The 13938-nt window shown below is 52.4% G+C and carries 12 protein-coding genes; 5 read left to right on the top strand and 7 right to left on the bottom strand.

Going from position 1 to position 13938, the window contains the following annotated elements; all coding sequences use genetic code 11:
- Positions 1–195: 195 nt before the first annotated feature.
- The 5 genes from yqaB to ACH0WD_RS03205 all read left to right on the top strand — a co-directional run bounded on the left by yqaB (position 196) and on the right by ACH0WD_RS03205 (position 5198).
- Entirely contained in the window at positions 196–762 is a 567-nt protein-coding gene (yqaB, locus tag ACH0WD_RS03225) for a fructose-1-phosphate/6-phosphogluconate phosphatase (protein ID WP_000271287.1), read from the top strand.
- The gene (locus ACH0WD_RS03220; protein WP_001279499.1) at positions 759–1184 is read left to right on the top strand and encodes a YqaA family protein; all 426 of its coding nucleotides are present in this window, start codon (positions 759–761) and stop codon (positions 1182–1184) included. Before yqaB ends, ACH0WD_RS03220 begins: the two co-directional genes overlap by 4 nt.
- A gap of 76 nt (positions 1185–1260) precedes the next feature.
- Positions 1261–2817 (top strand): glutamate--cysteine ligase, encoded by a 1557-nt coding sequence (gene gshA, locus ACH0WD_RS03215; protein WP_000611821.1) that lies wholly within the window; start codon positions 1261–1263, stop codon positions 2815–2817.
- A gap of 149 nt (positions 2818–2966) precedes the next feature.
- Positions 2967–3482 carry an S-ribosylhomocysteine lyase gene (gene luxS / locus ACH0WD_RS03210; RefSeq protein WP_001130194.1) on the top strand — a complete coding sequence of 172 codons (516 nt, stop codon included), beginning with the start codon at positions 2967–2969 and terminating at the stop codon, positions 3480–3482.
- Positions 3483–3827: 345 nt separating this feature from the next.
- The gene (locus ACH0WD_RS03205) at positions 3828–5198 is read left to right on the top strand and encodes a carbohydrate porin (protein WP_000645142.1); all 1371 of its coding nucleotides are present in this window, start codon (positions 3828–3830) and stop codon (positions 5196–5198) included.
- A 48-nt stretch (positions 5199–5246) separates the two neighbouring features.
- Here ACH0WD_RS03205 and emrB read toward each other — a convergent pair whose 3' ends face one another.
- The 7 genes from emrB to proV form a co-directional block, all read right to left on the bottom strand.
- The gene (emrB, locus tag ACH0WD_RS03200) at positions 5247–6785 is read right to left on the bottom strand and encodes a multidrug efflux MFS transporter permease subunit EmrB (protein WP_001187295.1); all 1539 of its coding nucleotides are present in this window, start codon (positions 6783–6785) and stop codon (positions 5247–5249) included.
- A gap of 16 nt (positions 6786–6801) precedes the next feature.
- The gene (emrA, locus tag ACH0WD_RS03195; protein ID WP_001275600.1) at positions 6802–7974 is read right to left on the bottom strand and encodes a multidrug efflux MFS transporter periplasmic adaptor subunit EmrA; all 1173 of its coding nucleotides are present in this window, start codon (positions 7972–7974) and stop codon (positions 6802–6804) included.
- Positions 7975–8100: 126 nt separating this feature from the next.
- The gene (gene mprA / locus ACH0WD_RS03190; RefSeq protein WP_000378431.1) at positions 8101–8631 is read right to left on the bottom strand and encodes a transcriptional repressor MprA; all 531 of its coding nucleotides are present in this window, start codon (positions 8629–8631) and stop codon (positions 8101–8103) included.
- Positions 8632–9127: 496 nt separating this feature from the next.
- Positions 9128–10312, bottom strand: a complete 1185-nt coding sequence (locus ACH0WD_RS03185; RefSeq protein WP_000165758.1) for an MFS transporter — start codon at positions 10310–10312, stop codon at positions 9128–9130.
- Between the two features lie 164 nt (positions 10313–10476).
- Positions 10477–11472 carry a glycine betaine/L-proline ABC transporter substrate-binding protein ProX gene (proX, locus tag ACH0WD_RS03180; RefSeq protein ID WP_001216613.1) on the bottom strand — a complete coding sequence of 332 codons (996 nt, stop codon included), beginning with the start codon at positions 11470–11472 and terminating at the stop codon, positions 10477–10479.
- 69 nt (positions 11473–11541) lie between these two features.
- Positions 11542–12606 carry a glycine betaine/L-proline ABC transporter permease ProW gene (proW, locus tag ACH0WD_RS03175; RefSeq protein ID WP_000775021.1) on the bottom strand — a complete coding sequence of 355 codons (1065 nt, stop codon included), beginning with the start codon at positions 12604–12606 and terminating at the stop codon, positions 11542–11544.
- Positions 12599–13801 carry a glycine betaine/L-proline ABC transporter ATP-binding protein ProV gene (gene proV / locus ACH0WD_RS03170; protein WP_000985529.1) on the bottom strand — a complete coding sequence of 401 codons (1203 nt, stop codon included), beginning with the start codon at positions 13799–13801 and terminating at the stop codon, positions 12599–12601. Before proV ends, proW begins: the two co-directional genes overlap by 8 nt.
- Positions 13802–13938: the final 137 nt, after the last annotated feature.

Below are 13938 nucleotides of genomic sequence, written 5' to 3'. Positions count from 1 at the left end.
CTATAATCACCGCTGGCACCAGGAAGGATAACGTTGCGTCAGCAACGGCCCATAAGGTGAATAATCCTCCCGGATACGTCACTGCCCTGCAATCGCTTTTCCCCTTATCCTGAACACACCTCTTCATCTCTATTAGCGACAAAATCAACCAATTGCGATAAAGTACTGTCTGGTTATTCGGTTTGCGAGAACACGATGTACGCACGTTATGCTGGTTTGATTTTTGATATGGACGGTACTCTCCTGGATACCGAACCCACGCATCGCAAAGCGTGGCGTGAGGTTTTGGGGCGCTATGGTCTTCGTTTTGATGAACAGGCAATGGTCGCGCTTAACGGTTCGCCAACCTGGCTTATCGCCCAGTCAATCATTGAGCTTAACCATGCCGATCTTGATCCCCTGTCACTGGCGCGTGAGAAAACCGACGCGGTAAAAAGCATCCTGCTGGACTGCGTAGAACCGCTGCCGCTGGTTGAGGTGGTCAAAGCGTGGCATGGGCGGCGTCCCATGTCGGTCGGTACCGGTAGCGAAAGCGCTATCGCGGAAGCCTTGTTAGCGCATCTGGAGCTGCGTCGTTATTTTGATGCGGTTGTGGCGGCAGATCACGTACAGCATCACAAACCCGCGCCTGACACCTTCCTACTGTGCGCCCAGCGGATGGGCGTCATGCCGACGCAGTGCGTGGTATTTGAAGATGCCGATTTTGGTTTACAGGCGGCGCGGGCGGCGGGAATGGATGCCGTGGATGTCCGACTATTGTGAGTGACGGACTGTCGCTCCTGTCTCTGTTTGCCAGTAGTTTTCTCAGCGCGACGCTGTTACCCGGTAATTCTGAGGTGGTTTTGGTTGCTATGCTGGTCTCCGGCGTCAGTCATCCCTGGGTCTTAGTCTTAACAGCAACAATGGGTAATAGCCTTGGAGGGGTAACTAACGTTATTCTTGGGCGTTTCTTTCCGCTGCGCAAAACGTCGCGTTGGCAGGAAAAAGCGACTGGCTGGCTAAAGCGTTATGGCGCAGCCACACTATTATTAAGCTGGATGCCGGTCATCGGTGATTTGTTGTGCCTGTTAGCGGGATGGATGCGCATCCCGTGGGGGCGGACGATCTTTTTTTTGTGTCTTGGTAAGGCGCTGCGCTATGTTGCGCTCGCAGCGGCGACGGTTCAGGGCATGATGTGGTGGTAATAATTGTAGGTTTGGCATGTATGGCCGCCATTACAGTTATGCTTATTAAAACGATTTGGACAGGCGGGAGGTCAATTTGATCCCGGACGTATCACAGGCTCTGGCCTGGCTGGAAAAACATCCTCAGGCGTTAAAGGGGATACAGCGCGGGTTAGAGCGCGAAACGCTGCGTGTCAATGCTGATGGCACGCTGGCGACAACAGGTCATCCTGAAGCGTTAGGTTCAGCGCTGACCCATAAATGGATTACCACGGATTTTGCGGAAGCCCTACTGGAGTTTATTACGCCAGTCGATGGCGATATCCAGCATATGCTCACTTTTATGCGCGATCTCCATCGGTATACGGCCAGGAAACTGGGCGATGAGCGGATGTGGCCATTAAGTATGCCCTGCTATATTGCGGAAGGGCAGGACATAGAGCTGGCGCAGTACGGCACATCCAATACCGGGCGCTTTAAGACGCTCTATCGCGAAGGGCTGAAAAATCGTTATGGCGCCTTGATGCAAACCATCTCCGGCGTACATTACAATTTTTCATTACCGATGGCGTTCTGGCAGGCGAAATGCGGCGTTACGGAAGGCGAAGCGGCAAAAGAAAAAATTTCTGCCGGCTATTTTCGTCTGATTCGCAACTATTACCGTTTTGGCTGGGTCATCCCCTATCTGTTTGGCGCGTCTCCGGCCATTTGTTCCTCTTTCCTGCAAGGAAAGCCAACCACATTACCGTTTGAAAAAACGGACTGCGGCATGTACTACCTGCCGTATGCGACGTCGCTGCGTTTGAGTGATTTGGGCTATACCAATAAGTCGCAAAGCAATCTCGGAATTACGTTTAACGATTTGCATGAATACGTTGCAGGTCTGAAGCGCGCGATTAAAACCCCTTCCGAGGAGTACGCGCGGATTGGTGTGGAAAAAGACGGTAAGCGGCTACAGATTAACAGCAACGTTCTGCAAATTGAAAATGAGCTGTACGCGCCCATTCGTCCCAAGCGCGTGACGCGCAGCGGCGAATCGCCTTCTGACGCGCTTCTGCGTGGTGGTATTGAGTATATTGAAGTTCGTTCTCTCGATATTAACCCGTTCTCACCGATCGGCGTAGACGAGCAACAGGTGCGCTTCCTCGATCTGTTTATGGTCTGGTGCGTATTGGCCGATGCGCCGGAAATGAGTAGCGATGAGCTGTTATGTACGCGTACTAACTGGAATCGCGTTATTCTGGAAGGGCGTAAGCCGGGCCTGACGTTAGGCATTGGCTGTGAAACTGCGCAGTTCCCGCTGCCCAAAGTAGGGAAAGATCTTTTCCGCGATCTGAAACGCGTGGCGCAAACGCTGGACAGTATCCACGGGGGAGAGGAGTATCAAAAGGTATGTGACGAGTTGGTCGCCTGCTTTGATAATCCTGAACTGACATTCTCTGCCCGAATCTTACGGTCTATGATTGATGAAGGCATTGGCGGCACCGGGAAAGCGTTCGGTGAGGCTTACCGTAATCTGTTACGCGAAGAGCCGCTGGAGATTTTACAGGAAGAAGAGTTTATTGCTGAACGTGACGCTTCAGTACGTCGTCAGCAGGAGATTGAGGCGGCGGATACCGAGCCGTTTGCCGCGTGGCTTGCAAAACACGCCTGACCCAAAAGAAAAAGGCCACTCACTGAGTGGCCAAAATTTCATCGCTGAAAACAGGGATGATGATAACAAATGCGCGTCTTTCATATACTCAGACTCGCCCCGGAACAAAGAGTTCAGTTTATTTTTAAAAAATTATCGGAGGTGACTAAATGCCATTATTAGATAGCTTCGCAGTCGATCATACCCGGATGCAAGCGCCGGCGGTCCGGGTTGCAAAAACGATGAACACTCCGCATGGCGACGCAATCACCGTGTTTGATCTGCGTTTTTGCATTCCGAACAAAGAAGTGATGCCGGAAAAAGGGATTCATACGCTTGAGCATCTGTTTGCTGGCTTTATGCGCGACCACCTCAACGGTAACGGCGTTGAGATTATCGATATCTCGCCAATGGGCTGCCGCACCGGCTTTTACATGAGCCTGATTGGCACGCCGGACGAGCAGCGTGTTGCCGACGCCTGGAAAGCGGCGATGGCGGATGTGCTGAAAGTGCAGGATCAAAACCAGATCCCGGAGCTGAACGTTTACCAGTGCGGTACGTATCAGATGCACTCGCTCAGTGAAGCGCAGGACATTGCCCGCCATATTCTGGAGCGTGATGTGCGCGTGAACAGCAATAAAGAGCTGGCGCTGCCGAAAGAAAAACTGCAGGAACTGCATATTTAGTCTTATTGGTAAGCGTTTCCAGTATTTAAATTAACCCCGGTTTATGGCCGGGGTTTTTTATTGCTTAATATAATTTGCGTTTATTATATTTGCGGCGAGAATACATTTTAAATTAAGTAATGCCTGGCCTGTTAAATAATAAAATGTGATCTGGCAAACAGAAAAGGCGGATAACTCACGATGCCAGAGTGTATTGATCACATAAACTAAAAATCATAAATAATTAATAGAAAAACATAATGGAATGCGCCAGATATCCAGGTAATAACAAGACTCTACTAATAGCCGGTCGATGGGGTTTTTAGCAAATCTTATCTGGTATACATCAAACTTAAGGGATAAAAAATGAAGGCTAAATATTTGGCGCTGATGATCGGTGCTTGCTTTTCTCATAACCTTTGGGCAGCGAATAATATCACTATTGAGCAGCGTCTGGCTGAACTGGAGCAACGTGTTGTTAATGCTGAAAAACGGGCATCCGATGCCGAGGCGCAAATTCGCTCGCTGAAACAGCAGCAGGTCGCCGCTACGCCGACGGTGAATGTCCAGTCCGCCGAGCCCATTGCAGCAGGTAAAACACCGCCGAAGCTGACCTTATCCGGATTCAGCGATATTAAGTTCTATGGCGATGTCGAATTTAATATGGATGCGGCAAGCCGTTCCGGTAGTCTGACATCGACGAGAACGTCAGCGAATAAAGATTGGGCACCGGGAACCAATGAACGCTGGGATATTAACGGACGCCTGTTACTGGGCTTTGATGGTTACCAGCGGCTGGACAACGGTAATTTTGCCGGGTTCTCTGTACAGCCTCTGGCGGACCTGACCGGAAAAATGAACCTTGATGATGCCGTTTTCTTCTTTGGTCGTGAGAATGACTGGAAAATTAAGGTTGGTCGTTTTGAAGCCTACGATATGTTCCCGCTGAATCAGGATACGTTTATTGAATATTCGGGGAATACAGCGAACGATCTTTACAGTGACGGTTACGGCTATATCTATATGATGAAAGAAGGACGGGGACGTAGCGACAGTGGGGGTAACTTCCTGCTGAGTAAAACCATCGACAACTGGTATTTCGAAGTTAACACATTGCTGGAAAATGGCAGTACGTTATATACCGAGAAGCAGTACCACGGAATGGATTTGAGCAACGATAAAAACGTGGCTTACGTCCGTCCGGTTATCGCCTGGCAAAACGGGCGTTTTTCAACGGCGATAGCGATGGAAAGTAACGTCGTTAACAACGCCTATGGCTATTATGAGAATGGGAAGTGGATCGATCAGTCAGATCGTACGGGCTATGGTTTTACCATGACCTGGAATGGTCAAAAAACTGATCCGGAAGATGGCGCAGTGATTAACCTGAATACCGCCTATATGGACGCGACCGATGAGACAGATTTTACCGCTGGGGTGAATGCGCTGTGGCATCGATTTGAACTGGGTTATATCTATGCGCATAACAAAATCGAAGCCTTCAATGCTACTAATATCGATGCCGTTTGTGAGGACGATTGTTGGATCACCGATCCCGGCAATTATGACATTCACACTATTCATGCCTCATATTTATTCCCCAACGTGATGGATATGAAAAACTTTAACATCTACCTCGGTGCCTATGCTTCATGGGTAGAGGCCAATCCGAATAATGGCGATAACAGTGAAGATGCGCGTTACGGCGGGCGTCTGAGATTCAAATATTTCTTCTGATTGTTGGTCTACTAAAAAAGGGATCCGCAGATCCCTTTTATCAGATAGTTAGTGCGCGCCGCCACCGCCGCCGCCCGCACCGAAGGGCGGTTTGGCGAACCACACCAGGCCGAGCAGCACCAGGAAGATCCCCGCCGACATCCAGAAGATTTCGTTGGCGGAAATAATCAGCCCCTGATTCGTGATTTGCTGGGCTATCCAGCCTGACGCCTGTTGGTGCGTCATCCCTAAGCCTTCCAGTTTATCGTACATAGCCTGAGCGTTTGGATTATACGCCGTAACCGACTCCGTGAGCTGAGCATGGTGTAGCGACTCACGATCGGTCCACATAGTGGTGGTAATCGAGGTGCCAATTGAACCTGCCAGCGTTCGCGTGAAGTTCGACAGGCTTGATGCCGCTGCCAGCCGTTCTGGCGGTAACCCGGAGAGCGTAATGGTGGTCAGCGGCATAAAGAAGCAGGCGACGGCAAATCCCTGAATAAACTGCGGCCATGCGGAAGCGCCGAAATCCATATCCGGTTCGAACGTCCAGGCGCGCCAGTAAAAACAGACGGCGTACATAATGAAGCTGAACGTGACCAGCCTGCGCATATCCAGTTTATGCGCGAAGCGTCCGATAATCGGCGACAAAATTACCGGAATAATGCCGACTGGCGCCGACGCCAGACCTGCCCACGTTGCGGTATAGCCGTACACCTCTTGCAAAAGCTGCGGCAGTAGAACAATGGCGCCGAAATAGAGCATATAGGCAAGGCTGATGCACAGGCAGCCAATCGTGAAGTTACGCGATTTAAAAAGAGAAAGATCGACGATAGGGTGATCGTCGGTCAGTTCCCAGACGATCAGGAAACTGATGGCGATGACGGCGACCACGGTCAGGATGATAATTTCCTGCGAGGAGAACCAGTCCAGCTCTTTACCGCGGTCGAGCATAATTTGCAGGCTGCCGATGCCAATCACCAGTAACGCCAGCCCGACGGCGTCAATACGTCGCCGTTCGGTATGCGTTTCACGTCCGCGCAGCGTGTGTAACGTCATCAGGACGACGGCGATGCCAATCGGCACGTTGATGAAGAAAATCCATCCCCAGTGGTAATTATCACTGATGTAGCCCCCCAGAATCGGGCCGCAAATCGGCGCGACAATGACGGTCATTGACCAGAGCGCCAGCGCAATGGAGCGCTTTGCAGGCGGATAGTTATTCAGCAACAGGCTTTGCGAGAGCGGAATCAGCGGCCCGGCGACCACGCCCTGCACCACGCGGAAGAAGATCAGCATATTCAGGCTGCTGGATACGCCACAGGCCCAGGAGGCCGCGGCAAAGGCGACCGTCGACCACATGAACAGTTTGACTTCGCCAAAACGTTTCGCCAGCCAGCCGGTTAAGGGAATCGAGATAGCGTTCGCCACCCCGAAAGAGGTGATAACCCATGTCCCCTGGCTTAGGGAAGAACCCAGGTTCCCGGCGATGGTCGGAATCGCCACGTTGGCAATGGTGGAGTCCAGCACCTGCATGAATGTCGCCAGCGACAGCGCGATCGTCATGATGACGAGCTGCGCGCCCTCCAGCGGTTTTTGCTGTTGCATCACACGCACCTCAGGATTAACCCGCGTTAGCCTGTACGATGTCGTCGATCAGTTTATTGACCGGCGCGAGATTAATTTCGCGTGCGTTACTTTCGGCAACCGGCGTCGTTCGTACCTGGCTGGCCAGTACTTGACCGTCGCGATTAGCGGTGTCCACGGTGACCAGCGTCGATAAACCAATACGCAGCGGATGTTGTTCTAACTGGCGGGCGTCCAGTTCGACGCGTACCGGCAGACGTTGAACCACTTTAATCCAGTTACCCGTCGCATTTTGCGCGGGCAGCAGGGAGAAGGCGCTGCCTGTTCCCATATCCAGACCGACGACTTTACCGGTGTATTTTACGTCGTCGCCATAAATATCAGTAATCACCGTCACTGGCTGCCCAATGCGCATATTCGCTAATTGGGTTTCTTTAAAGTTAGCGTCCACCCACAGATCGGTTGCAGGCACCACGGCCATCAGCGGCGTGGTGGGGCTGATTTGCGCGCCAGGCTGGACGGCGCGGCGGGAGACATAACCAGTCATTGGGCTGACGATGCGAGTACGCTCCAGCGCCAGCCAGGCGTTACGCACTTCGGTCGCCGCTTGTTGAACCGCGGGCTGATCTTCCAGTTTACTGTTGAGTATCATTGCCTGGTTGGCATTGTACTGTTGAATGGCGACATCCAGCTGTGCCTGCGCGCTGGCGACGGCATCGCGGGCGTGTTGCAGCTCTTCACGGCCAATAAGATTGGCGTTACCCAGCGGCACACGACGGTTAAGGTCGCTTTGCGCTTGCGCCAGGGCGGTTTTTTGCACGTCGATATTCGCCTGCAACTGCTTGCTGTTAATCATCAACTGGTGCGTCTGGCGCACGCTGGAGGCCAGCGCCGTTTTGGCTTTTTCAAACGCTTGTTTGGCGTCAGTCTGATCGAGCGTGACCAGAACATCGCCCTCTTTTACAAAGTCGGTGTTATCAGCCCAGACTTTCGTCACGCTGCCTGACACCTGCGCCATGATTTGAACCTGGTTCCCTGCCACGTAAGCATCATCTGTCTCTTCAATATGACGCAATACTAAAAACCAATAAATTCCATATGCCACGGCAATAATAACAAAGAGCAAGGTAAGAAGTAGCAGCGCTGTTTTGCGTTTGCCTTTCTTCTTAGCCGGTTGCTGCGGGGTTTGGATCTCCGCATTTGCGCTCATGTTGTTCTCCACGATCTTATTATTCACATCGGCTGAGCCGACCTGTTGTCAGAAAGGCCAGCAGTAACGCGTGCCGGCCTGTCCGCTTTCCTGTTATTAATCTGGATTTTTGAGCGGGTCGGCGCTTTAGCGCAGCGCCTCAAGAACAGTGCCTTCCTGCTCCATTTGATCAAGACGCGTCAGGAGTTTACGAGTGATGTGCTCAAGTTGATCTTTTTCGGCAGTGCTAAGTGATGACCAGAGTTGATGCAGACAATGATGCTGAGGCGGAAGCACTTCTTGCAAAAATGCCTGACCTTTCTCCGTTAATTGCAGATGCAGGCAACGGCGGTCGTTATCGCTCTCACGACGCTCAATCCAGCCTCGTTTTTCCAGCTCATCTGCAATGCGTGTCGCATTGGTGCGAGATGAACCCAGCGCGCAGCTTAATTCAGACGGCTGAATACTGTGGTTTTCCTGAGACTCCAGCGTAATCAACGCCATAAACAACGTCTCGTTAATCCCTTGAGCCTTCAGCATTTTATTGCGGTTTTCCAGGAGCTTGCCTTGCATGTGCATACAAAGACGAGTCAAAAGAATTTCCTGGTAAGGAAAGTCTTCGTGACGGCTGGCGCGAAATTTTAGCATTTGTTCAATGGGCGTAAACGAACTATCCATTTGGGCATGACCTCATTAATTTCAGCCGATATAGTAACGACAGTGACAAATAAAGTAAATGTATTATTAATACAAAATCATTCTTTCAGGCTATAAAGCAACCAATGATACGCAGACTGAGACGCCAGCGGGAACATTGGGCCCGGTAAAGCGCCGCCTGCGGCAAATCCAGGAATGACGAGAAAAGCGTGAGTGCCTGCATGAAAAAATCAGGAGAGAACGATAAGCGGGAGGGGCGAAAGCCGGGTAAACGGCCTTACAACCCGATGCAAAAGCCACCGAAATATCACGGATAGCTATCGGTGAACGACCTTCGAATCCTTGAACGGGCGCTATTGGCCTGGGAGCAGATGGGGATGCAGGGCTTTCCATAGAATTATATTATTCTTCACCGGTATAAAAATAACCATGATAAATGAATAGCATAACCTTAACAGACTGGGGAGCTCCTTAACACCCTAAGGAGCTTAAACAAAGGTAAACGCTCACTATCCGCTTAATTTACGGCTTCCTGTCGGTGAAAACCTCGCCACCAGACCAGTAAATTAAGTAAGGCTACCGTGACACCCGCCAGACAAACGCCAGCCCAGCCGGCATGTTGCCAGGCGGAGGCGGAAATCAGCGACCCCGCGGCGCCACCGATAAAGTAGCTGGTCATATAGCCGGCGGTGAGCCGGTTACGCGCATCCGGATGCAAACGATAGATGACCGTCTGATTGGTGATATGTACCCCCTGAACGGTGAGGTCCAGTACCAGAATGCCAATAATCAGCGCCAGTACCGAGGTGTGCCCAAGCCAGATAGCCAGCCAGGAGAGTAACAGCAGCAGTAAGCCGAACGTGGTGGTGAGGTGAGATTTACCTTTATCGGCAAATCCGCCAGCCGGACGCGCGCCTAAAGCGCCGGCGGCCCCCGCCAGGCCAAACAGGCCAATCATCCCCTCGGAGTAGCTAAACGGCGGCGCGGCGAGCAAAAAGGCCATTGATGTCCAGAGGATGCTGAAATTAGCAAAGGTCAGACAGCCCAGCAGCGCGCGGGTACGCAGCAGCTTATCGTGAATAAACAGGCTGAATACAGAACCCAACAGTTGCGGGTAGTTAAGATGGGTGTCGGATTTGAGCTTTGGCAGTCCGCGCCACAACGCGACGGCCATCAGCGCCATCAGCGCCGACGCTACCCAAAATACGGTGCGCCAACCGCCGAGGTTTGCCAGCAGTCCGGCGACCGTTCGCGCCAGCAGGATCCCCAGCAACAGGCCGCTCATAATGGTGCCGACCACTTTACCGCGGGTGGCGGGCGTCGCAAGCGTGGCGGCCAGCGGAACCAGAATCTGCGCCACCACGGAGAACAGTCCGGTTAAGGCCGTTCCGAGTATCATCATGCTAAGCGACTGACTGCTGGCGGTGATCAGCATTCCGCCAGCTGCCAGCAACGTCATGGAGACAATCAGCGTTCGGCGTTCAAACATGTCGCCGAGTGGCACCAGAAACAACAGGCCAGCGGCATAGCCCAACTGCGCGGCGGTAACGATAAACCCTGCGGAGCTGGCGGAAAGCGAAAAGTGATGCGCGATGGTATCAAGCAGCGGCTGGGCATAGTAGTTGCTGGCGACCGCCAGACCCGTGGCCACAGACATTAAAACGATCAGCGCCGGGCTAAGCTCATGAGTGGGTTTCGTCATTATGGTAATCGTGATTCAGATAATTATTTCCTGGGAAAACAATCATAGCGGATGTTGATGAATAAAGGGGAACGGTGACGTGATGAATCGTGCGCTTTGAGGAGAGATTGCGTTGGCCGGATAGCGGCGCATGAACTGCGCTTTATCCGGCATAAAAAACGATCTTATTTCTGCGCGGCCAGCGCTTCTTTCACCCAGCCGTCAAACTGCTGCTGGTGGGCGTTGATCCAGCCGTCCACGTGGCCCTGAACATCGGCTTCAGACGATTTACCGGCATGCATCATGGCGTTCTGCGCGTTGATATCCGCCAGCGGCAGCTTCATGATGGCGAACAGTTTCGCCGCCGCCGGGTTTTTCTCCGCCCATGCCTTATTGGCGACAATATGCATGGTATTAACCGGGAACCCATAGTTCGCGCCGTTCGGCAGTTTAGTATCAATATTTTTCTGTTCGCCCGGCAGAGAGGAGAACGGCACCTGTAGCCAGACGACATCTTTACCCGGCTTCATTACGTCGCTCACCCAGTACGGGGTCCAGGTGTAATACAGCACCGGCTTGCCTTCTTTAAAACGGGTAATGGTATCAGCCATCATCGCCGCATAGTTACCGTGGCTGACCTCAACGGTTTTTTGCAGATCAAACGCTTTATTCTGGTGATTGATCACGGCTTCGCAGCCCCAGCCCGGCGAGCAGCCCATCATGTCCGCTTTTCCGTCGCCATTGGTATCGAAGATTTTGGCGATTTTCGGATCTTTTAGCTGAGCGATATTGGTGATGTTGTACTGCTCGGCGGTTTTTTTATCGATCAGATAGCCCTGCGCAGCGCCGGAGACGAAGACGCCCTCGCGGTAAAATTTTTTGTCTCCGCCTGCTGCGGCATACATATCATCATGCAGCGGCTGCCAGTTCACGGCGGTAAACGTCGCATCGCCAGAGGCGATGGAGGTATAGCCTACGTTGTAATCGACTTCACTCGGCTTATTTACGGTATAACCCAACTTTTCCAGCGCCCGGCTGACCAGTAATGTCTGGAAGGACTCTTCAGAAATAGTGCTTTGGATAGGTTGGACGGTAATGCCTTTGCCAGGCAGGTCGGCAGCGAAAGCGCTGGCGGTGACAAGGGTGGCAAACGCTGAGGCAAATATCACAGTATGTCGCATCGTTGTTCCTTTAATTATGGTAGGGAGTTGTAAGCCCGGTAAGCGTAGCGTCACCGGGCGTCAGGAGAGTTACTTAACGAAAGGGCGGGTGATTAGCCCAACAGGACCGGTGGTATACCAGCGACGGTTACCACGGCTACGCGAGTCGCGCCCGACGGCCTGCGTCAGACGGTCCAGAATGATGGCGAGAATCACAATGCCGACGCCGCCGACGGTTGCCAGCCCCATATCAAGACGACCAATGCCGCGTAATACCATCTGGCCAAGCCCGCCGACCGCAATCATCGAGGCGATGACGACCATCGAGAGAGCCAGCATCAGCGTCTGATTAACGCCTGCCATAATGGTGGGCATCGCCAGCGGTAGTTGCACTTTGAACAACATTTGGCGCGGGCTGGCGCCGAACGAGCGCGACGCTTCAATTAAGTCGGCAGGCACCTGGTTAATGCCCAGGATCGTCAGGCGTATAATTGGCGGTAGCGCAAAAATAATCGTCACCACCACGCCCGGCACGTTACCGATGCCGAATAACATGACAATCGGCACCAGATAGACAAACGCGGGCGTGGTCTGCATCGCATCCAGCAGCGGACGAACTATTTTGGCCGCGCGCGGGCTGCGCGCCAGCCAGATTCCCATCGGTAATCCGATCACGACGCAGAACAACAGGGCGGTCAACACCAGCGCCAGGGTAATCATCGCCTGCGACCAGGCACCGATCGCGCCGATCGCGATCAGCGATATCAGCGTTGCGATCCCCATGCCCACGCCGGAAACCTGCCAGGCAATCAGCGCAAAGAGAATAATCGCCACAGGGGCGGGCATTCCCAGCAGCAGTTGCTGAAAGCCGTTAAGGATGTAATCCACCGGCACACGAATCCCCTGAAAAAGGGGACGGAAATGGGTGACGACCCAGTCGATTCCCTCTGTGACCCAGCTATCCAGCGGGATCAGCGTCTTATGGAACGGGTCCAGAAGAGAAAAGTGTTCAGGGGCTGGCGCGGGCGCGCTGTTCAACCAGTCGGTACTGCCGCCGTCCGTGGCTACGCCTGCCGGTGTTCCCCAGGCATCAGCCGTTTGCGTCGTAGTATCGGCCACCTGTGCGGTATCCCACGGATTCGTTTGATCAGCCATTGTTACCCCCCTCGCGATCTAAAGCCTGTAGCAACATACGTTTTGAAATAATGCCAACATACTGGTGTTCTTCATCGACAACCGGCACCGCGCAGGGCGCCTGGCCGACGTGAGAGAGCAACTCGCTGAGTGGGGTTTGCGCATCAACGACTAAAGGGTCGTCGATAAGCGCCGCTTCAATCCCTTGCGCCTGGCTTAATGCCGCTTTTAATGAGTCGATGGACACGACGCCCACGAATTTATTGCCACGCTCAATGACGTAACCATATTCACGGTCTTCGTCCTGTAATAATTTCAGTGCCGAACGGGGACCGAAACCTGGCGTTTTACGAATTAAGCCGACCGGACTGCGACGGGCAATATCTTTGGCGCTAAAGACCTGACTAATATCCACGCCACGGAAGAACGTGCGGACATAATCATTTGCCGGATTATTCAGGATCTCATCCGGCGTACCAACCTGTACGACCTCGCCATTTTGCATAATGGCAATCCTGTCGCCAATACGCATAGCCTCATCAAGATCGTGGGAAATAAAGACAATGGTGCGCTGATGTTTCGCCTGTAATTTCACCAGCTCATCCTGCATCTCGGTACGAATTAATGGATCGAGGGCGGAAAACGCTTCATCCATTAATAAGATATCAGGGTTGATTGCCAGCGCACGGGCAAGCCCAACACGCTGACGCATCCCACCGGAAAGTTCATCCGGGTAGGCGTGAGCGTAATTCTCAAGCCCCACCTGACGCAAGGCGTCCAGCGCTTTTTCGCGACGCTCTTGCGCCGCGATGCCCGCTAATTCCATACCGAATGCCGTATTATCCAGCACGGTCATATGTGGCATGAGCGCAAATGACTGGAAGACCATCGCAATCTTTTTCCTGCGCACCTCGCGAAGCTCAGCGTCTGATATTTTGGCAATATCAACGCCGTCAATCAGTACCTGTCCGCGGGTGGGTTCAATCAGGCGATTGAGAAGGCGTACCATTGTGGATTTACCCGAGCCGGATAATCCCATGATGACAAATATCTCGCCTTCTTCAATGGCCAGACTGGCGTCTTTAACGCCAAGCGATAGCCCCGTTTTTTCCAGTATTTGCTCTTTCGATAGTCCCTTTTCAATATATTTGAAGGCACGCTGCGGATGCTCTCCAAATATTTTATACAGATTCTTCACTTCTAATTTAATTGCCATGCAATAGAATGATTCCTGTTATTTACTTATGTCGATATGTTACCTGATAGAAATAGTTACCTTTTTCTACCCTAACATACTCAGAATCTGAGACAACCCTGAATTTGCTTCTGGCATGAATATTGCGAGGTGCTATC

Source organism: Salmonella sp. 2020_1395, from assembly GCF_043848115.1.
In the GTDB taxonomy this organism is placed as follows: domain Bacteria; phylum Pseudomonadota; class Gammaproteobacteria; order Enterobacterales; family Enterobacteriaceae; genus Salmonella; species Salmonella enterica.
This window is presented reverse-complemented; position numbering and strand designations above follow the sequence as displayed.